The sequence below is a fragment of the Myxococcus sp. AB036A genome (assembly GCF_006547355.1).
GTDB lineage: Bacteria > Myxococcota > Myxococcia > Myxococcales > Myxococcaceae > Myxococcus > Myxococcus virescens.
The window spans coordinates 99,631-120,013 of sequence record NZ_VHLC01000004.1; the positions used below are offsets into that span (position 1 = coordinate 99,631).

The following is a 20,383-nucleotide window of genomic DNA, read 5'->3' on the forward strand; positions in this document are numbered from 1 at the left end:
TCCCGGTGTCAGCCCTCCCAGGTCGCGAGCATGGCTCGCACCCGTGCATACCTCTGGAGCAGCGCCGCGCGATGCGCACTGAGCATCACCATGGAACCAATGACCAACAGTCCCAGGACGAACAGTGAGGCCGCGGCAATCCGGTGGTCCCGCATGCCGAAGCGCACCAGGTTGGCGGCGATGCACGTCACCAGGAACGCCGTGCCCAGATACATATAGGAGCGAATGCGCAGCGCGATGCCACACGCCACGCCCACCACACAGAGCGTGACGCACAGGAGCATCGAACCGCCATCAGTGAACATGAGCGGCTTCCAGGCACCCGCCACGTAGATGGCGGTGACGGCCAGCGCACGCAAACGGGCATAGGTCTCCGCCTCGATGGCCTCGCGGAACACGCGCAGCAACGCGAGCAGGGAGAGCCCCGCGGGGATGACGTAGAACTGCGCCTCTCCCGCGCCCGTCCCCTGCCACACCAGCAGCAGCGCCGCGTTGAACGCCACCACCGACGTCAGCGACGCCAGACCCCGGTGCCGCGGGTGCGTGGCCAGCGCGGCGAAGTGAGCGGCATACCCCACCATCAACGCCGCCACGTGAAGGGGCTCGCCCCAGGGTGCGGAGAGCAACCCCGCCAGCGGGAAGAGGTATGCACCCAACAAGGCGGGCCGTCGGAAACACGCCAGGGAGGAACCCTCGCGCTGCACGAAGAAGTAGAGGCCGGTGAACAGCGCACCGCCCACCAGGGCCGCCAGGCTGTCGCCGGGGCCCGGGTGCGCCCCCATTCCCAGCATGCGGATGGAGAGATAGCCCAGCGCGAGCACCACCTGCGCCATGTAGGCGGACGCCTCTTCCTTCTCCGTGGCCGCGCGGCGAACCAGGGCGAAGAGCAGCACGCCCAGCGCCACGCTCGCCACCAGTCCCTCGCGGAGCGCGCCCAGCGACGCGTCCACGAGCGCCAGCCCCGCCATCACCTCGAAGAGCGCCACCCCGGCGAAGCCATGCCCCACGCTCCGGCGCCGCGACTTGCTGGCCACGAAGAGCGAGAGGGCCGCCAACAGCGCGCTGGCCGCTCCGAGGTACGGCAGGATGAACGCCGCGCCTCGGCCGCTGGAGTACACCGCGCCCAGGTACAGCAGCCATCCGTGCACGGCGGCGAGCGAGGCCAGCCACCCCACCACCTCGCGCTCGCGACGCCGCCACACCACGGCCCACGCCGCGCCCACGCCGAAGAGGAACGTCAGCGGGGTGCCCACGTGCTCCAGTTCGCGCAAGCCCGCGAGCGACAGCAGCGTCAGCACCCAGCCGCCATGGTGCAGCGAGGCGCCCACGCGCACACCGCGAGCGTCCACGAGCGACCCGATGAGGCACAGCGCCAGCCCTGTTCCACTGAGGACAGCCGGCACCCACAGCGGGTCCACGGCGGCAACGAGCGAGGCCCCCAGCAACGCGGTGGCCACGTTGGCCATCCACCGCTCCCTCGCCACCATCAACACACACGCCGTCACCGCGGCGCCCACCGCCACCGGCAGGGGCAGCGAGCCAGGGCCAGACAGGAGCAAACGCTCCAGCAGCAGCGCGCCCAACGCACCGGCGCTGCCCACCCACAGCGGCTCGCTCCAGGTGTCCTCCAGCGGAGGCAACACCTTCGCGAAGGTCTCGGTGAGCGCGCGTTGGAGGCCTCCGGACTGGAGCACGGCGGACGCCACGGCCGCGCCCAACACCACGGCGATGACGGACAGGCCCGCGTCGAGCCCCCGCTCGAACAACTCGTTCACTCTGACCGCGCCCATGGGCGCCAACGCCAACGCCCAGATAGCGGGAGCCAGCAGCCACCGCCGAGACAGCAGGAACGCGGCCAGCGCCAACACGCCCGCCAGCGTGGCCAGATGAGACGGCGTGGGCGAATAGAGGGTGGGCAGCGTCGCGAGGATGAGCGCCGTGATGACGGCGCCGGGCCGCAGTGCCGTGTCCGGCGCGCTCCGGAAGAACGCCCACATGCGAGCGGGCCCATGACTCTCCGCGATGGCCAGCGCGAGCAGCAGGCCAATGACGATGGGACGTGCCTCCAGGAAGAAGAGGAGGGCCAGCGCGGAGCCGCACACGCGCAAGACCGGACGCGGCCCAGGCATCAGCGCCAGGGACGCCGACAGCACATAGAGCGACGTCGGGACATGGTACGGCCTGAGCGCGACGAGGAGCACGGGCAGGGCCACCACGGCGAGCCATCCCTGCATCCACGATGACAGCGCCTGGCGAGGCGCCTCCTCACGTGAGCGCAACAGCAACGAAGCCGCGGCGGGGACGTGCGCCACGACACGCACCAGCGCCAGGCTCAGCAGCGGAAGCGCCTGAACCCACGAGGGCAGCTCGCCTCCCACCACCACGATGCCCACGAAGGAATACGGGACAGCGAGCGACGCGAAGAACGGCTGACGACTGGCTCGCGTCCAGAGCAGGGGCAGCACGCAGGTACCCACGAGCAGCAACGGCAGCCCCGCGTCGTCCCACTTCACCACCGCGACGCCCAGCACCACGGCGGCGGACAACGTCGCCGCCAGGGCGAAGCGGTGACCGCCCGTCCCCACGCGCAAGACCGCGGGGACCTCCTCCAGCACGGCCAGGAGACTCAACACCCCGGCGAGGCACAACAACGGCACGGCGCCGAAACTGAACGTCGCGGTGAGCGCATAGAGCGCGGCCACGGCGACACTCAGCCCCGCGGGCAGTACGCGCGCGGTGAGCAGCGCCGCGAGCGCTGCCCCCAGCAAAAGGGGCGCCTGCTCCGACGAACGCGCGCCCAGCAGGGCCGTCAGCGGGAAGACGAGCGCGATGAGCCCGGCGACCGTCGCGCTGATGCCTCGGCCCCACCGCGCCGCGGCGACGGAAGCCCCCAGGGCCCAGCAGCAGAACAGCGCCACGGACAGGCCCGGCGACATCCATCCACCCCATGGCGAATAGAGACCCGGGATGTCGTGCACCAGCGCCAGGGCCGACATGAGCACGGCGAGCGGACGCACCACCGGGAAGGTCCGCGACGCCACGGCCACCGCGCCCGCGGACACCAGGATGACGCCGGCCAGCCCCGGCACCTGGGCCAGCACGCCCCAGGGAATCGCGAGCACCGCGTAGAAGACGCCCGGCAGCCCCAGCCACCTCGCCAGCCCACCCCGCATCCCCAGCCACGAGAGCCCGAGCGCCACCGCCGCGAGCGTGGGCGCCACCGCCGAGGACGAGAGCTCTCCCGCCAGGCGTGGAAGCACGGCCGCCGCCAGCACGGACGCCAGCGCCATGAGGGAGGCACGCTGGAGCACCCAGGCGACAAGCACCGCGGCGGCGCCACACAGGGCCATGCCCGTCACGGCCGTGAAGCCGTCACCGGCAATCAGGCCCATGAGGAACCCCGCAGTGGCCACCACGCCCACGACGGCGCCCAGCAACCCACGCGTGCGCGCGGTGCACACCATGCTCACCGCGGCGAGCACGAGGGCCAGCCCCCCCGACGCGACCGCGCCGCCGGATGCCCCCAGGACGGCGTAGGCCTGGAAGGGAAGGAACAGCGACAGCCCCGCCCCCACCACCGTCAGGAAGAAGCGCTCCACCAGCAGGCCCAGGACGAGACACAGCACCGCCAGCGCCAGCGCGCTCCAGAAGGAGGGCCGAGCGTCCGGTCCCGACAGGCCCAAGAAGACGAAGAGCGGGCTCGCCACCGCGGTAGCTCGCAGCAGCACCTCCGCCAGCGCGAGGTCCCGTGCATTGCCTGTACGCTGACCTCGCCACAGCCGCGAGACGGCGAACACCGCGCCCGCGAAGATGAAGGGCAACGCGGACAGCGCTCCGAACTGAAGGGGCAGCGGCTCGGTGACGTAACCGAACCAGGCCTTCACCGCATTGATGATGCGTCGCGCCGGCCCGGGGATGAGCTGGGAGAAGGAGACATAGGCGACGTACGTGCTCGCATAGGCCGCGTAGATCCACCGGATGCGGGCGACGCCGCCGCGCGACAGCGACAGCAACGTCCACGAGACGACGGCCGCCGTGACAAAGAGCGCTGGCCCCGGAGCCGGCACCGCGACGATGAGGCAGGTGGCTTGGAGTGACACCGCGCCAATGGACAGCGAATCCGCGCCCCGCTCGGCATCCAGGGTGCGGAAGCGCAACGCGGTGGCCAGGAGAAAGGCGCCGAACGGGGCATAGGTGCCAACGGAGACCGCCACGTCCGCGCCCGCCAGCGCGATGTGCAAGCGCGTGAAATAGAGCAGCAGCAGGTACAGCGGCGCGGCGAGGACGAAAGCGAGCGCGGTGCCCTCACGCGGCGCTGGTGGCGGACGCGAGGACAAGAGGAAGAAGAGCGCACACGGCAGGACGTTGAGCCACAGCGCCAGGCCGCCCAGTCGCGCGGCGAGCGGCGCCAACCCCATCATCAAGGTACTGGCCACCAGCGCCAGTTGGATGAAGGGACGGGACGAGGAATCGAAGGCCTCCAGCGGCTTGCGCGCCAGGAAGGCCGCCACTCCCGCCCATGCCAGCAGCGCGGGAATGAGCCACACCGTGCCGACGCCTCCCAGTTGGAAGACGTCCCCCAAGCCCATGGGCCCCAGTGCGATACCGGCGAGCGGAGCCACGGCTGTACCGATGAGCCCCAGGATGTACCCAGGCTTGCGTAACGCCTCGCGCCTGGCGAGGTACGCGCCCCAACCGGTGAAGCCTGCGGAGCAACTCGCCGTCAGCCCGAACACGGTGAGCGAGCGGAAGCCGGACGACATCCCCACCCAACTCTCGAACACGAGGTAGAGGGCACTGGAGAGGATGAGGAAGGCCCCGACGAACCACATGAGGCTCTCGTAGAGGAACGGCCTCCACACCCGGTTCCAGGTGGAGGTCTCCTCGACGAGGCGCGCGGTGAGGCTTCGCGCCGGTGGCGGCTCCGCGTAGGGCTCCGCCGGATTCGCGGGCAGCGGCATCCAGACAGGCGGGGCCTCGGGGCGCGAATCATCCGACTGCACAGCCTCGGGCGCAGCGTCCACTCCGGCATCGGCCTCCGGCTCGGACGGGTGCGACGGCGCCGCGACGTCCTCCGGCTCCGACGGAGCGGACGCATCGGCCTGGCGTGGCTCCTCGGTAAGGCCCGGAGCCTCCACGGCCGGAGTCGCCTCGACCTCCGGTTGTACCGAAGCCGCCTCCTGCGGCGCGGGAGGCTCCTGCATCAACACCGCGGGAACGGACGTCGCGGCATCCGCATGCGCCGGAGCTACGACGGTGGCCGCCTCCGCTGAGCCCGCTGGAGGCAGCTCCGTCAAGACCGCGAGGAGGATGCGAGCCTGCCGCTCATACCGCTCCGAGATGAAGCGCCGGACGTTGGGAGGAACCTCGGACGACTCCCACCGCGTCAGCTCATCGAGCAGGAATTGAACGTGCGTGAGCTCTGCTTCGATGACCTCACGCGAGCGCCCCGTCATCCGAGCGCCACACAGCGCGCACCACAAGTCCTTGCCACGCCGCTCTTCGCGGCAGTCAGCGCAGTACATGCATCCCCCTCGATACAACGAACATGCCATCCAAGAGGCCGTCGCGTACAGACACCCCCGGACGAAGGGGAACGCGTACACGCTGCATCACACCCGTGGCATCTGTGCATCCGGCTGCACAGCCCGTGCGTGAGTGTCAACACAGCGGGCGGCCCCCTTGCCAGCGCTGGCACCTCGGCCCCGGCTGTGAAACGTTGCGCGCATGAGCACGGAAGAGCTGACGCTGCGACACATCGAATCGAGGGATGACGCTGCGGTGGCCGGCATCATCCGGGCGGTGATGCCGGAGTTCGGCGCGGACGGCCCTGGCTTCGCCATCCACGACCCCGAGGTGTCAGCGATGAGCGCCGCCTACGCCCGGCCCCGGCACGCCTACTTCGTCGTGGAGCGGGCGGGGCGTGTCATCGGCGGCGGTGGAATCGCCCCACTTGAAGGAGGCGACGCCGGCGTCTGCGAGCTGCGGAAGATGTACTTCCTCGCCGAAGCCCGAGGACTCGGCCAGGGCGAGCGCCTGCTCCGACGCTGCCTGGAGTTCGCACGTGAAGCGGGCTTCCAGCGCTGCTACCTGGAGACGCTGGCGGGAATGCAGCAGGCCCAGAAGCTCTACCGCCGCATGGGCTTCGAGCCGCTGTGCGCGCCCATGGGCAGCACGGGCCACTTCGGCTGCGATCACTGGTACGCCCGGGACTTGTCAAAGCCGCTCGACTGACGAAGACGGGCGCCCCCCTGCCCTGCCGGCAGCCCTTCGTGCGGCCCAGTGCCTCGTCGCGCCCGCGTCCCCAGGTTTGGGGCGGGAGGCAGCACATGACGAGCATCCATCCCGCGGAAGGAACGCGCCATGCCTAGCCGGCGGGCGCCCGCGAAGCCCGGCCGCGTCGTGGAACCACCGCCCCGGCCGGACAAGAAGCCCTTCGACATCGACGAGGTGCTCGGCCGCATCCGAGAGGCGGTGCGCCACTTCGCGGACGCGGCGATGTTCGCGCTCGCGGCCCGAGGACATGACACGCTCTTCGAGCAGCTCGTCGCCTGCATCCTCTCCATCCGCACACGCGACGAGGTGAGTCTGCCCGTCTCGCTCACCCTGCTCCAGCGCGCCTCCACGCCGGAGGCCTTGGCGCGCATGTCGCCGGAAGACATCGACGCCCTCATCCAGCCCGTCACCTTCCACGAAGCGAAGGCCTGGCAGCTTCACGCCATCGCCACGCGGACGCGGGATGAATTCGGAGGCGCGCTGCCGTGTGATGCCCAGGTGCTCCAGTCCTTCAAGGGCGTGGGCCCCAAGTGCGCGCACTTGGCGCTGGGCATCGCGTGCGGGCACGAAGCCATCAGCGTGGACATCCACGTCCATCGGGTGACGAACCGCTGGGGCTATGTGCAGGCGCGCACGCCGGAGGCCACCATGGAGGCGCTGGAGGCCGTGCTCCCGCGCGCCTGGTGGGTGGAACTCAACCGACTGCTGGTGCCCTTTGGCAAACACGTCTGCACGGGCACGCGGCCGAAGTGCTCCACATGCCCGGTGCTGAGCTTCTGCCGGCAGGTCGGCGTGAGGGACGCGCGCTGACGCAACCGGTCCTGCCCCACGAGCTGCGTCGCCCGGCGGGCCAGCCGCCGAGCGGCCCGCGCTGCGGTGCTCGCCGCTGCCTACGCCACTCACCCTGAGCGATTCCCCCGCGGTGCCCCAATACCGAAGACACCGCCAATCTCGAACGCACTGTCTCACTCGCGTTGACAGGTTCCGCGTGTCGCGCCGCAGCCAAGGCGCTGGAGTGCGTCACCTCGACGGTGGTGGTGGCCGTAACAGGCAAAGATTTCCCCCGGATGGCTTGGAGACTTCTGGCCTCGTGCACGGCTCGCTTACTCGCCGCGACGCGCTCATGACGCAGCGAGCGAATTTTGGATAGGCACACCTGCCCGTCCAGCCCTCCGTCGCTCACTCGCCAGGAGGAGGGCTTGGTCCTGGTTGCAGTGCCCGCCGCGATGGGAGGGGGCAGGTCCCAGCGCACCCTTTAAGTAAACCAAGGGGTGAAAGGGTATTGGACGACCTCAGCACTTGAGCCCTTGCGGGTGCAATTCATTGAGCATTGAGATAAATTCGCACGGATGTCCCGTCCCAGCGTCCCCCCTCCCCATGCGGCCGCGAGGACCTCGGACGTGTCCACGGCCTCCGAGTCGGTTCCGTACGGGCAGCGCCTGTCCGCGCGCCCGATTCCAGCGTTGACGCTCATCTCGCATACCACCGTCACCCGCCTCGGGGAGAGGCTGCTGCTGCACGGACTCCTCGCCGGCCGGGAGGTCCCGCTCTCCCGCAATGCCCCGGACTTCTGCCGCCCGGGCGAGCCGCTGGGCCTGCCCCTGGGCGACCCCTTCATGAGTCGCAAGTCGATCCTGTTCGTCCCCGCGGGAGCAGGCCTCCGCGTCGTCCTGGGCGAAGTGGGACGATGCACGTCAGCGGGTGAGCCACTCCACGGGGCCCGCGAATTCGGTCCCACAGAACTTGAAAGAGGAGTCCCGCTGGAGTTCTCCAGGCGGACGGGGGTGCTGCTGCACCTGGCCCCTCCCCCCGAATCAAACGCAACATCCGCCCTGGGAATGGTGGGAGAAAGCGCCGCCATCCATGCCCTGCGCCGACACATCGAGCGCGTCGCCGATCTGGATGTGCCCGTCCTCATCCGGGGCGAAACCGGAACTGGCAAGGAACTGGTCGCCCAGGCCCTCCACGAGCGGAGCCAGCGCCGAGGTCCCTTCGTCAGTGTCAACCTGGGCGCCCTCCCGAAGGAACTGGCCGCGGCGGAACTCTTCGGCAGCGTCCAGGGAGCCTTCACTGGTGCCCAACGCGACCGTAAGGGCCTCTTCCAAGCCGCGGAGGGCGGCACGCTCTTCCTCGACGAGGTGGGAGAGGCCTCATCCGACGTACAGGTCATGCTCCTCCGAGTGTTGGAGACGGGGGAGCTGTACCCGGTGGGGGCCAGCAAGCCCGTGGCGACGAACATCCGCCTCATCGCGGCCACGGATGCGGACCTGGAAGCGCAGATCGCCGAGGGGCGCTTCCGGTCTCCCCTCCTTCACCGGCTGGCCGGCTATGAGCTCCGGCTTGCCCCTCTCCGCGAGCGCCGGGAGGACATCGCTCCACTGTTCCTCCACTTCGCCCGCCAGGAGTTGGACGCGCTCGGAGAGGCTCACCACCTCACCACGAGAGACCCTCATGCGCGACCTTGGCTGCCATCAGACCTGGCGGCGCAGCTCCTGCTACATCCCTGGCCGGGTAACGTCCGTCAGCTCCGGAACGTCGCCAGACAGCTCGTCATCGGCAGTAGGGGTAAGCCCTGCCTGGAGCTTGATGCACGCCTCGCCCAGGAGTTGAGGCTCGACCTGGCGCCGCCGGCCCGGCCCTCCGCCTCCGCCCTCCCCCCGAAGCGTGAGGTTGCGGCCCGTCGCAAGTCCACGGACGTGGGCGAACAGGAACTCCTCGTGGCCTTGCGTGCGCACGACTGGGACGTCAAGAAGGCCGCCCACCACCTGCAGATCGCCCGCTCCTCCATCTATGATCTCATCGAGCGCAGCCCCAACATCCGTCTGGCTGGAGACCTGAGCGTGGAGGAACTCACCCGCTCCTTCCACGCGTGCCAGGGCAACCTGGATGAGATGGCACGGCGCCTGGAGGTGTCCAAGCGGGCCTTGAACCGGCGTGTCAAGGAACTGGGGCTGTATTCGAAGGAGTCCTGAGCGGACGGCCTCACACCGCCTCAATGGCAGACCAGGAGACGACCATGCAGCCCGACAGCATCACCATCGACTTCACAAAGAACCCTAAACCAGAACCGAAGACAATCGCGGTCCTAGACGGCACCAGGATAACCTTCAGGATCATACTCCCTGACGGCTTGAAGCTGACTCCAACAATCACCTTCTGCGATACCGACCCCGATGCCTGCATCCTGACAATCAATGATCCCACCCACGACTTCGTCTTCACCGAAGAAACAAACACATACGAACACGACTTCGTTCCTCAGATAGACAAAACCAAGGCCCCCACCTCCCAAGATCAATTCATACGCAACTATGTCGTCAAACTCGTAGAAACCGTGCCCCCCGAGTACCCTCTGAGAGACAGGGTGGAGAACCGCCCTTCAAAAGGGGAACCCCCCACATCCTCTGGGACAATCGAAGTATCAGGCGGTCCTGGCTCAGAACTTCCCTCTCTGGTCTAGCCACCGCTCCCAAGGTACGCCCCACGCTCGCGGCACGACGTTCCATTCTCACGCCAGTTAGCCGCGGACGTGGCGGAGGGCGACGCAAGCACGGGCTCAGGGGCATGCGGCAAGCCGCTGAGCGCCAGCGAGTGGACCGCCCCACTCGTTGGAGAGGTTTGAATTGTGCGTGAGCGCCTGGGTCAGCTCATCCAGGGATTCGCGCCTCCAGGTGCACAGGTCCCCGGGGGGCTCGGCTTCAACCCACTCCAACCTCAAACCGGCCCGCAGGGCGCGGGCCGCGGCCCAGTCGGGCCGGAGCTTCAGCGCTTGCTCGGCGTGTTCGAGGCCCCGCAAAAGGAGCGGACCGTTTTCACGACCCGTGCGCTTCTGGTGTTCCGCCCACCGTCGGTAGAAGCGGCCAGCCTCCAGGCGATATTCCGGGTCGTCCGGAGAGAGCGTGAGGGCCCTGTCGAAGGACTTCGCCGCTGCCGCCATGGCCTCGGGCTGGAGCGATCCGCGCTGTGCCTTCCAGTGCGCATGGAGGGCCTGCGCCTTGCCAAGCTGGAGCCAGGGCTCCGCCTCCAGGGAGTTCACCTCCAACGCGGCGTGGAGTTCCTTCAGGGCGCGAGCGATGGCAGCCCCGGGGTCTCGCCCTTGGTCCGACTCGACGCGGGCCTGGATGACATGCACCGTGCCGAGGAGGACCCGCAGCCACACGGCCCCCGGCATCCTCTCGGAGGCTTGTCTCAGTGCCTCCCTTGCCTCATGCGTGCTCGAAAGAGGCGACTCGCCAAGCGCGAGCAGGTAGTGCGCGCGCCGGACGAAGAGAGAGCCCAGGTTCGCATAGGCAAAGCCCTGTCCGGGCGCGACAGCGATGGCCTGTTCGAAGCACGTCCGAGCCTGCTCCAGCGCGGGCAGGGGATCCTCACCCCGGTTCCAGGAATCCTCGGCCCGCAGCAAGTGCACCACGCCCATTCCGTTATGGAAGTTGGGGATCCGGCGGTTGATTTCAATGCCACGCTGATACTGCTCCAATGCATGCGCCAGGACGGGTCGCGGATCCTCGCCGCGACGACCCCGCCGCCGAGCCAACTGCTCGTCGACCTGCCCCGCATAGAAGTACAGCGCCATATGCTGGGGGTTGAGGGCCCGAGCCTCCTCGAGTGCCGCCGCCGCCCGCCGCAGGTCCTGCTCCGCCTCCGCATTGAGTGGACGGGAAGCCCGTGAAAAAAACGCACGCCCCAGGTTGATCCAGTCCTCGGGGACACGATTGTCCAAGGCGATGGCCGCCTCGTAGGCGCGGATGGCTTTGTCCCTGTTCCCGCCGGAATCCCTCCCAATCTGCTCCTCGTAGTCCGCCCATGTCGTGAAGACGAGACCTGAATCGCCGTGGTAGGCGCGGTCCCGGTGCGCCACGCCGATGCTCGCGAACAACGCGGCGGCTTCGCCGAGCAGCGCGCGTGGGTCCTCATCCTTCTCGATTTGATAGCGCGCTTGGAGCCAGGTGCTCCGAGCCAGGTTGAATGTGGCCGCCGGAAGCCCGGGCGACACCAAGAGGGCACGCCGCGCTGCCTCCAGTGCCTTCGCGAGAGGCTCCTCCCCATCGCCCCCATGGGTGAGCCGGTGCTCAGCCAAGCGGTGGTGCGCGCGCGCCATCCGAATCAAACACTGGGCGTCGTCCGGAGCAATGGTGAGACAACGGGAAAGCGCGTCCAGGGAACGGTGGTACGCAGGCATCACATCCCCCCTGCCATACAGCTCCATGACCATCGCATCGTTTTCGAGCAAGGCCAGGGACCGGTAGACAGCGGGGTCGCTTTCAGCGGTGGCGATGGCGGCGGCGTAGGCCTTGCGACCGGCTTCGAAGCTCGCTCGGGCTCCCTCGGGGTCTCCCCCGTTCCAGCGTTTGAAAGCCTGTGCCGCATGGACGTCCCCGCGCAGCATGGGCAGCTCATGAAACCAGGGCAGCTCGCTGGCGGCGCGATCCGCCAGGAGCAGGGCGTCATCGAAGCGGCCCTCGTAGAAGGCGACCAGCGCCGCCACGTATTCCCTCGAGGGCACCTGAGCGCCTTCACTCTGCTTGAACCACGCGAGCGCCGGATCCCGGTAGAGGCGCTCCGCTTCACGCGTCGCGGCCTCCCGCAGCGCCGGCACACGGATCCGCTGCGCCTCCAGAAGTTGCTGCTGATAGCGCCGCCCGCTCACCAGTGCGAGCGCATACGCGGCCCGGGGCGAGCGAAAACCATTGCGCCAGGAGGACTCCAGGAACTCCAGGGCCTTCGCCTCGTCTCCGAGCGCGAGGTGGCCACGCCCCAGCGCATGGTGCCCAGGGCCCAGCGCCTGCGGACCGGAGCGCTGTATCTCTGCCTCCAGTTCGGCCATCTGGGCCTGGAGTGCCCGGCGGTCCTGCCGGATGTCATGCAGCCGCGAGAGCGCGGAGTAGCGGCCCCTGGACTCGATGCCCTCCACCAGCTCGGTGAATCGCTGGACGATTCGCTCACGCTCGGCGGCCTCCTGGCGGGCCCGGATGCCCCAACCGAGGGCCCCTCCCGCCGTGACCAGCGCGGCGGCGCCCACCGTGGCCAGGAGCCGGTGTTTGCGCAGGCGCTTGCGCAGGGAGTACGCGAAGCTCGTGCGTGCCAGCACCGGCTCGCCGCCCAGGAAACGCTCCAGGTCATCCGCCAATGCACGCGCCGAGTCGTAACGGGCGTCGCGGTCCTTCTCCAGACACTTGAGGGCAATGGCCTCCAGGTCCGCCGGGAGTCCTGGAGCAAGCAGGCGCGGCGCGCGCGGCTCCTCGGTGGCGATGCTGTTGAGCACTTCCAGGCCATTGGCCCCGGGGATGGGGACCTCGCCGGTGAGGAGGAAGTAGAGGGTGGCCCCCAGGCTGTAGACATCCGCGCGGCGGTCGAGCCCGCTCACCTCTCCGCGAGCCTGTTCCGGGGCCATGTAGTGCGGCGTCCCCAAGACGGCGCCGCTGGCCGTGACGGACGCGTTCCATTCACGCGCAAGACCAAAGTCCATCACATAGGGCCTGGGAGTCCCGTCGTCGGAGGACTCCACCATGATGTTGGAAGGCTTGATGTCCCGGTGGATGAGCCCGACGCGGTGGGCCGCATGAACCCCCAGAGCAGCCTCACGCATCACCAGTGCCTTCTGCTCGATGGTGAGCGAACGCACCTGGGCGCCGAGCGACTGGCCGTCGATGTACTGCATGGCGATGAAGACCTTCCCCCCGACGTGGCCCACCTCATACACTTGACATACGCGCTCGTGCTTCACCTTGGCCTGAGCACGCGCCTCGGAAACGAAGCGGCAAGTGTGCGATTCCTCGTCGCGGACGAACTTGAGGGCGACCTGTCGGCGCAGGCGTGGGTCCCAGGCCAGGAACACACGACCCATTCCGCCCTGTCCCAGGAACCGCACGGGTTGGTATCGCTCCCACCCGGGGAGCGGGAAAGCAGGGACGTCGGCGTCCCCCGGGGCCAATGCCTGTTCAACCCGGACCGGGTCGACCGTAACGGTCTGCTCGGGAGAGGGCTGCTCACCTGACGGGCGCTCCTCCAGGGCAAGGTTCTCCCGCATCAGAGAGGCAAGTGTCTCTTCCGAAACCCGGCCCCGCTCCTGAAGCAACTCCAGCGGGCTTCGTCCCAGGCGTCGCGCATCCTGAAGCAGGGCCGCCGCCTCCTCGCGGGACAGGATCCCCTCGTCAATCGCGAGCCAGATCTCCGTCTCATCGTCACGATTCATCGATGGGCACCTCAAAGAGAGCAGCGCGCAAAGCCAGCGGCCGTCTCAGTTGAAGGGCCCCGCGCTCCCCGGTCGTTCCTATATCACGAGGTCTCTTCTCAGAAGAGACACGGGAGCCGCTTCGGTCCAAGGAGTGCTCGCGGCATGTCGCCGGACTGTCGAGACATCCCCCTGGGGCGCAATCACCCTACCAACGCGTGCGCTGGCGGAGACGCGCCACGCCCCTTGATGGAAGCGTGAGCAGTCCGATTCGGAAGCGAAGCTCGAGTGGGCACGAGAGGTGCAAACACAGACTTACGCCTGGTGATTCCACCACGCATTGCCGCTCCCTTGCCCCTCTTCAGGTGAAAGCCATGAGAACAATGTCCGAATTCAGCTCGCGAAATTCCAAGCCGCGCGGAGGGTGGGACGCACTCCGCCATGCCACGAAGGTTTCCGCCATGTTGGCAGGAGTCCTCGGTCTGGTGGGGTGCACGCCCGAACAGCAACTCCAGCTCGAGCAAGACGCGTTGAGCAGTTCGCGTGCGGGCCTGACGCTGGGCGGTTCGAGCCTCCTCCACCGCTACAGCTTCACCGCCGGCGGGACCGACTCGGTGAGCGCGGCGCATGCCACGCTCGAGGGGGGTGCCACGACCGTCAATGGCGAGGTGATTCTGAACGGAGCGGGGGCCTATGTGAACCTGCCCATCACCGGGACCCTCGCCAGCCTCCAGGATGCGACCTTCGAGGCGTGGGTGAAGTGGGATTCCGCCTCGGGGCAGACATGGGCGCGCATCTTCGACTTCAACGATGGCGTTTGGAACAAGTCCCTGGTTCTCACCCCGCGCAATGGTGGCTTCGATTCGGGGCCGGCGGCCGATACGCCACGCTTCAGCATCTTCAGCCCGGCCATCAGTGGAGAGGAGCAGGCCACCAGTGCGACCGAGTTCCCAACGGGCGCACTCACGCACGTCGCCGTGACCATGGACAGCGTCACGAGGGTCAACCGCCTGTACATCAACGGCGTGCAGGTGGCTCAGACCACCACCCCTACCGCGCTCACTCCGGCGAGCCTGGGCACGCTCGCGAATGCGTGGTTGGGTCGTTCCGCCTATTCCGCGGATCCATTCTTCAAGGGCTCGATCTCCGAGTTCCGCGTTCACGGCGCTGCGCTGTCGTCGAATGACCTCACCGCCAGCTACCAGGCTGGCCCGGATACCGTGATGGCTCCTGGCACGGAGCACGTGGTCATCTACGGGCGATCGGACGTGGCGGGCATGGCCGCGGACACCACGAGCGTGTACTGGGTCGAGAACCGAACCTGCGGCCAGGTGATGAAGGCGTCGCTCTCCACGGGTAGAGCGCAGGTTCTCGCCTCCGGCCGCGAAAACCCGAGCGCCGTGACCACGGATGCCACGTTTGTCTACTGGGTCGAGAACGGCACGACCATCTTCAAGATGCCCGTCAATGGCGGGAGCATCACATCCCTGGCCTCGGGGCTATCGGGGATTGGCCAGCTCGTCACGGATGGCGCGGAACTCTTCTGGACCCAGGGAGGCTCCATCCTCCACATGCCGGTCCAGGGCGGCACGCCTGCCATTCTCTATACGACGGCCCTGGCTGGCCCCCTTGCAGTGGATGGTCATCATCTCTACTGGATGCAGCCGGGCGGCACCATCGTGAAGGCAGCCAGGCCCGGCGGCCCTGCTTCATCCCTCTGGAATTCGTCGAACTCCACCACGGGTATCGCCAGCGACGGAACGGACCTCTTCATCGCGGAGAACCTGAGTCCATACGACATCCTCCGGCTCCCGGTAGGAGGGAGCCAGTGGGCGCTAGCGTTTGCCGTCAGGTACGGCAACATCACGAGCCTTGCCGTGGGCCCCAACCGCGTCGCCTGGTTCGACCCCAGCCTCGGTGCGATTCTCGCCAAGGGCAAGTAGGGCACGCGGACTCAGGGCCGGCGAGGGGAGCTCAACCGGCTGCTGTTCCCCTCGCTACCGGTCCTGCCCCACGAGCTGCGTCGCCCGGCGGGCCAGCCGCCGCCAGGGATTGGTGCGGCCCCCATTCTCCAGCGTGATTTCCTTCGAGTGCCGCAGGTCCCTGGCCCAGCACCGCGCCAGCTTGCGGACGAAGGACGCGTCGTGGATGACGAGCGAGCCCTCCTTCAGCTTGTTGAGCGACAGCGAGTCCATGTTGGTGGAGCCCACCACGGCGAGCCAGTCGTCCACGAGCAGCGTCTTCGAGTGCAGCATCGACGGCTGGTACTCCCAGATGCGCACGCCCGCGGCCAGCAGCCGCTCGTACGTCGAGCGCTGGGACGCCCTCATGATGGGCACGTCATGGTTGGGCCCCGGCCCCAGGACACGAATCTCCACGCCCTGACGGCACTTCTCCTCCAACTGCTCCAGAATCGCGTTGGGCGGTGAGAAGTATGCGTTGGCAATCCAGATGCGCTCACGCGCGGCGCCAATCACGATGCGAATCATTCGCTCCGCGTCGGTGAGGCCCAGCTTGCCCGCGCTGTCGATGAAGCCCGCGGCGCAGGGGCCCGCGGGTTCCGCTTCCGGAAAGGCGCTCGGTGGAATCAACCCGCCACCCGACTCCTGCCAGTGACGGGAGAACGACAACTGCATCCGGCGCACCTCGGGGCCCTCCACGCGGATGTGCGTGTCGCGCCACTCGTCCGGCTTCAGGCCGTCGCCTTCCCACACCTTCCAGATGCCGAAGCCGCCCGTGTAGCCAATGCGCCCGTCGACGATGACGAGCTTCTGGTGACTGCGCCCCAGCAGACGGCCCAGCACCTTGCCCGCCAGGAGCCGGAAGTAGTGGACCTCCACCCCAGCGTCCGTGAGCACCTTCTCCACCTTCTGGTCGAAGTCACGGTCGCCGCGAATCTCCTCGCTGCCCACCGGGTCCACCACCACGCGGCACGCCACGCCCGCCCGGGCGCGCTCCACCAGCGCCTCCACCACACGGTCCGACAGCTCACAGGGCCGCCAGATGTACACCAGGACATGGACGCTGCTCTGGGCGGCGCGGATGTCCGCCAGCATGCGCTCGAAGACCGCGCCGTTCTCCAGCAACTCCAGCGCGTGTCCGGGAATCAGCCCCACCCCCGTGGACTGGTACAGCGCGAAGGAGAAGGCCTCCGGCCCCGGCGGCAGCGTGAAGGGCCCGTGCATCTCATGTCGCGCACGCTCCACGCTGCCCGAGAAGCCCAGCGCCCCGGGCTTGGGAATCAGCGCCTCCAGCTCCTGCATTTCATCCATACGGGCAAGCTAGGGATGCCTCCCTCCGCTTGGAATGCCGCGCCTGCCCGCCTGCCTCGGGCCCGACGCGTGCTTCCCGTTGCCGCGCGGCGGCAGGCTGGCCACACTGCGCTCGTCCTCAAGCCTCCAGGAGCGCCAACCATGGTGGATGACACCCGACCGACAGCCCACGAGCTGCTGTCCCTTCCTCGACTCGCTCCGCTCGTGCCCATGCTGTACGTGGCCTGGACGGACGGGGAGCTCACGCCGGAGGAGATTCGCGCCATGGGCTCCGCCGCCCGCGCGCAGCCCTGGCTGGACCTGCGCGCCAACACCGTGCTGGCACGCTGGCTGGACCCGCTGGTGCCGCCCAGCCCCGGTGAGCTGGCCCAGGTGCGCGAGCACATCCGCCGCACCGCGGAGCGCCTGTCCCACAGCGAACACAACAACCTCGCCGAGCTGGGCGCGCGGCTCGCCCAGGTGGGCAACGGCGACGAGGGCCTTCCCGCGCCCATGCCGGAGCTGACGCGCGCGCTGGCGCAGCTGGAGGCGTCCCTGGGCGTCTCCGGCAGCGAGGCCGTTCGCGCGCTCGTCCCCGCCGCGTCCCCCAGCCGCGCCGAACAGCGCACGCCCACGTCCTTCGACCCGGAGGCGCTGCGTGCCGTGCTGGACCGGACCTATCCGGAGACGCGCGCCCAGGTGCGCCAGTGGCTGGCGGACCCGGCCTACCGCCACACGGACACGCGCGACACGGCGAAGTACCGGGACCAGGTGCTCGCCTGGCTCAAGGCCATGGCCGACCACGGACTGGGACGCATCGCCTTCCCCGCGGGCAATGAGACGAGCGCGGACCTGGGCGCCTTCGTGACCGCCTTCGAGACGCTGGCCTATTTCGACCTGAGCCTCGTCATCAAGGCCGGCGTCCACTTCGGCCTCTTCGGCGCCAGCATCCTCTTCCTCGGCACCGAGAAGCACCACCGGAAGTACCTGCCCCAGGTGGCTTCACTGGAGCTGCCCGGCTGCTTCGCCATGAGCGAGCTGGGCCACGGCTCCAACGTCCGGGACGTGGAGACGGTGGCCCGCTACGACGCGGAGGCCGGCGAGTTCGTGGTGCACACGCCGACGGAGACGGCGCGCAAGGAGTGGATTGGCAACGCCGCGCGGCACGGGCGCATCGCCACCGTGTTCGCGCAGCTCGAGGTCGGCGGCCGGGCGCTGGGCGTCCACGCGCTGCTGGTGCCACTGCGCGACCCGGCCGGGAAGGTGCTGCCCGGGATTCGCATCGAGGACTGCGGCGAGAAGATGGGCCTCAACGGCGTGGACAACGGCCGCATCTGGTTCGAGCACGTCCGCGTCCCGCGGGAGAACCTGCTGGACCGCTTCGGACAGGTGAACGCGCAGGGCGAATACACCAGCGCCATCACCGGCGACTCCAAGCGCTTCTTCACCATGCTGGGCACGCTGGTGGCGGGCCGGGTGAGCGTGGCCGCCGCGGCGCTGAGCGCGGCCAAGAGCGGGCTCACCATCGCCGTGCGCTACGGCGACCTGCGGCGCCAGTTCGGCCCCGCGGGCGACCAGGAGTTCCGCCTGCTGGACCACCAGGCCCACCAGCGGCGCCTGCTCGTGCCCCTGGCCAAGACGTACGCCATGGACTTCGCGCTCGAATACCTCGTCGAGCGCTACGTGAAGCGCACCGAGGAGGACGCGCGCGAGGTGGAGTCGCTGGCGGCCGGCCTCAAGGCCTACAGCACCTGGCACACCACCGCCGTCCTCCAGGAGGCGCGCGAGGCGTGCGGCGGCCAGGGCTACCTCCAGGCCAACCGGCTGGCGGCGCTCAAGGCGGACACGGACGTGTTCACCACCTTCGAGGGCGACAACACGGTGCTGATGCAGCTGGTCGCCAAGGGCCTGCTCACCGGCTACCGGCAGCGCTTCGAGGACGACCGCGTCTTCGCCGTGCTGAAGCTGCTGGCGGACCGGGCCACCGCCGTGGTGGACCGCAACCCCTTCGCCGCGCGGCGCACCGACAGCGACCACCTGCGCGACAACGACTACCACCTGCGCGCGCTGCGCTTCCGTGAGGACGAGCTGCTGGCCACCGTGTCGCGGCGCCTGCGCAAGCGGCTGAGCGCGGGCGTGGAGGCCTTCGAGGCCTTCAACCAGGTCCAGGTCCACCTGCTGGAGCTGGCGCACGCCCACGTGGAGCGGCTGGTACTGGAGCAGTTCCTCAAGGGCGTGGCCGACGTGAAGGACCCCGGCTTGAAGACGGTGCTGGGACGCCTGTGCGACCTCTACGGCCTGTCCTGCCTGGAGTCCGCCAACGGCTGGTTCCAGGAGCACGGGTGGCTGGAGGGCACCAAGGCGAAGGCCATCCGCAAGGAGGTGACGCGGCTGTGCGCCGAGCTCCGCCCGGACGCGGTGGCGCTGGTGAACGCGTTTGGAGTACCGGACACCTGCCTCGCCGCGCCCATTGGATTGGGCCACCTGTCGCCATGAGGTGAACGTTTGGGGCGGGCGGCACTGCCCGCCTGCCGCCCCCATGCACAGCATCGTGGGGCCATGACACGACACACGACGATTCTGATGTGCGCCCTCGGGTGGCTGTCGGGCTGCGCCACGATGTCTCCCGTGGAGCGCGCGGCCGCCCTGGAGGCCCAGAACAAGCAGCGGGTGCGGCAGCTCACCGAGGAGCTCTACAACCTGCGCAAGCTGGACCGCATCCCGGAGTTCATCGCCGAGGACTTCGTGGACCGCTCCCAGGGCGCGCCCCTCAACGCGGTGGGACCCGCCTTCATCCGTCAGCAGGCGGAGGCCAGCTTCAAAAAGTTCCCCGAGCTGAAGTTCGACATCCTCCACCTGGTGGCGGACGGCGACCTGGTGCTCGCGCACTGGAAGGCCACCGCGCCGGCCCCCCAGCCCCTCCTGCTGCAAGGGCACTCCCTGTACCGGCTGCGCGACGGCAAGGTGGTGGAGTCCTGGGACATCTCCGACCGCCTGTCGCCGCTGCTCCAGCGCGGCTACAAGGTGGTGCCGCCCACGCTGTAGCCTTCGGCTCAGCCGCCAGGCGCGCGGAACACCGCGCCGTCCTGGCCTTCCACCACCAGGCTGGCGCCATCCGACGGCGACACCCGGAGCGCCACGCGTGGCAGCCCCTTGCGGTCCCTCAGCACCAGACCGGGAGAGCCATGCTCGTCCGCACCCAGGATGGCCCGGGGCCGTCCGTCCGCGTCCGACAGCTCCAGCCGCGACGAACCATCCACCTGGAGGCCCACCGCGAACAGCTCCCCGCCGCCGGGCTTGGACAGCGTCAGGCGCGGCGCCTCGTCGGAGTACACCATCAGCTCCGCCAGGGACTGGCCCTCGGCGGTGGAGAAGCGCAGCCGGGGCGAGCCGTCCTCGCCCACGCCCAGGAGCGCCCGGGGCCGGCCCTCGCCGTCGCGCAGCACCAGGCCCGCGTTGCCCTGCGCGTCGGTGTCCAGCGTGGCCCGCGTCTGCCCGCGCGCGTCCGTGAGCACCAGCCGGGAGGCCACCAGCGTCCCGGAGGACACGTCTTCGCCCCGGAGCGCCGCCGCGCCCAGCCCCAGTCCCGCCAACGCGAGCGCGGTGAACGTCAGCCCCTGCCACCGCCGGCAACTGCGCTCCAGCCGCACCATCCGTGCTTCGAGCGAATCCGAATCCATTCGAA

11 protein-coding genes are annotated in these 20,383 nt (G+C 68.9%); 7 read left to right on the forward strand and 4 right to left on the reverse strand.

The window, feature by feature from the left end:
- Nucleotides 1–8: 8 nt before the first annotated feature.
- Nucleotides 9–5,525, reverse strand: coding sequence for a hypothetical protein (locus tag FL344_RS02910; RefSeq protein ID WP_228564734.1), 5,517 nt, complete (start codon nucleotides 5,523–5,525; stop codon nucleotides 9–11).
- 202 nt (nucleotides 5,526–5,727) lie between these two features.
- On the opposite strand from FL344_RS02910, the gene FL344_RS02915 reads away from it, so the two are divergent.
- The 4 genes from FL344_RS02915 to FL344_RS02930 all read left to right on the forward strand — a co-directional run bounded on the left by FL344_RS02915 (nucleotide 5,728) and on the right by FL344_RS02930 (nucleotide 9,736).
- A complete protein-coding gene (locus tag FL344_RS02915; protein WP_141617431.1) occupies nucleotides 5,728–6,234 on the forward strand; it encodes a GNAT family N-acetyltransferase in 507 nt (168 codons plus the stop codon).
- Nucleotides 6,235–6,363: 129 nt separating this feature from the next.
- Complete coding sequence (nth, locus tag FL344_RS02920) at nucleotides 6,364–7,086, forward strand: endonuclease III (RefSeq protein WP_141617432.1); 723 nt, start codon at nucleotides 6,364–6,366, stop codon at nucleotides 7,084–7,086.
- Nucleotides 7,087–7,625: 539 nt separating this feature from the next.
- The gene (locus FL344_RS02925) at nucleotides 7,626–9,248 is read left to right on the forward strand and encodes a sigma 54-interacting transcriptional regulator (protein WP_141617433.1); all 1,623 of its coding nucleotides are present in this window, start codon (nucleotides 7,626–7,628) and stop codon (nucleotides 9,246–9,248) included.
- 44 nt (nucleotides 9,249–9,292) lie between these two features.
- Complete coding sequence (locus tag FL344_RS02930) at nucleotides 9,293–9,736, forward strand: hypothetical protein (protein ID WP_153881167.1); 444 nt, start codon at nucleotides 9,293–9,295, stop codon at nucleotides 9,734–9,736.
- Nucleotides 9,737–9,832: 96 nt separating this feature from the next.
- Here the strand turns inward: FL344_RS02930 and FL344_RS02935 are convergent, their stop codons facing one another.
- Complete coding sequence (locus FL344_RS02935) at nucleotides 9,833–13,468, reverse strand: serine/threonine-protein kinase (RefSeq protein WP_141617434.1); 3,636 nt, start codon at nucleotides 13,466–13,468, stop codon at nucleotides 9,833–9,835.
- Between the two features lie 440 nt (nucleotides 13,469–13,908).
- Here FL344_RS02935 and FL344_RS02940 point away from each other — a divergent pair, with 440 nt between their 5' ends.
- Nucleotides 13,909–15,390, forward strand: a complete 1,482-nt coding sequence (locus FL344_RS02940; RefSeq protein ID WP_228564735.1) for a LamG domain-containing protein — start codon at nucleotides 13,909–13,911, stop codon at nucleotides 15,388–15,390.
- 54 nt (nucleotides 15,391–15,444) lie between these two features.
- On the opposite strand, the gene FL344_RS02945 is transcribed toward FL344_RS02940, so the two are convergent.
- Nucleotides 15,445–16,719, reverse strand: coding sequence for a phosphatidylserine/phosphatidylglycerophosphate/cardiolipin synthase family protein (locus FL344_RS02945; RefSeq protein ID WP_090488489.1), 1,275 nt, complete (start codon nucleotides 16,717–16,719; stop codon nucleotides 15,445–15,447).
- 141 nt (nucleotides 16,720–16,860) lie between these two features.
- Here FL344_RS02945 and FL344_RS02950 point away from each other — a divergent pair, with 141 nt between their 5' ends.
- Both FL344_RS02950 and FL344_RS02955 read left to right on the forward strand, forming a co-directional pair.
- A complete protein-coding gene (locus FL344_RS02950; RefSeq protein WP_141617435.1) occupies nucleotides 16,861–19,194 on the forward strand; it encodes an acyl-CoA dehydrogenase in 2,334 nt (777 codons plus the stop codon).
- A 63-nt stretch (nucleotides 19,195–19,257) separates the two neighbouring features.
- Nucleotides 19,258–19,743 carry an ester cyclase gene (locus tag FL344_RS02955; protein ID WP_141617436.1) on the forward strand — a complete coding sequence of 162 codons (486 nt, stop codon included), beginning with the start codon at nucleotides 19,258–19,260 and terminating at the stop codon, nucleotides 19,741–19,743.
- 8 nt (nucleotides 19,744–19,751) lie between these two features.
- Here FL344_RS02955 and FL344_RS02960 read toward each other — a convergent pair whose 3' ends face one another.
- Complete coding sequence (locus FL344_RS02960; RefSeq protein WP_194862967.1) at nucleotides 19,752–20,378, reverse strand: hypothetical protein; 627 nt, start codon at nucleotides 20,376–20,378, stop codon at nucleotides 19,752–19,754.
- Nucleotides 20,379–20,383: the final 5 nt, after the last annotated feature.

What these genes read in the sequence shown, in the direction of transcription:
- FL344_RS02910 (WP_228564734.1), bottom strand. Translation starts at nt 5,525, where the DNA reads ATGTACTGCGCTGACTGCCGCGAAGAGCGGCGTGGCAAGGACTTGTGG.
- FL344_RS02915 (WP_141617431.1), top strand. Translation starts at nt 5,728, where the DNA reads ATGAGCACGGAAGAGCTGACGCTGCGACACATCGAATCGAGGGATGAC.
- nth (WP_141617432.1), top strand. Translation starts at nt 6,364, where the DNA reads ATGCCTAGCCGGCGGGCGCCCGCGAAGCCCGGCCGCGTCGTGGAACCA.
- FL344_RS02925 (WP_141617433.1), top strand. Translation starts at nt 7,626, where the DNA reads ATGTCCCGTCCCAGCGTCCCCCCTCCCCATGCGGCCGCGAGGACCTCG.
- FL344_RS02930 (WP_153881167.1), top strand. Translation starts at nt 9,293, where the DNA reads ATGCAGCCCGACAGCATCACCATCGACTTCACAAAGAACCCTAAACCA.
- FL344_RS02935 (WP_141617434.1), bottom strand. Translation starts at nt 13,468, where the DNA reads ATGAATCGTGACGATGAGACGGAGATCTGGCTCGCGATTGACGAGGGG.
- FL344_RS02940 (WP_228564735.1), top strand. Translation starts at nt 13,909, where the DNA reads ATGTTGGCAGGAGTCCTCGGTCTGGTGGGGTGCACGCCCGAACAGCAA.
- FL344_RS02945 (WP_090488489.1), bottom strand. Translation starts at nt 16,719, where the DNA reads ATGGATGAAATGCAGGAGCTGGAGGCGCTGATTCCCAAGCCCGGGGCG.
- FL344_RS02950 (WP_141617435.1), top strand. Translation starts at nt 16,861, where the DNA reads ATGGTGGATGACACCCGACCGACAGCCCACGAGCTGCTGTCCCTTCCT.
- FL344_RS02955 (WP_141617436.1), top strand. Translation starts at nt 19,258, where the DNA reads ATGACACGACACACGACGATTCTGATGTGCGCCCTCGGGTGGCTGTCG.
- FL344_RS02960 (WP_194862967.1), bottom strand. Translation starts at nt 20,378, where the DNA reads ATGGATTCGGATTCGCTCGAAGCACGGATGGTGCGGCTGGAGCGCAGT.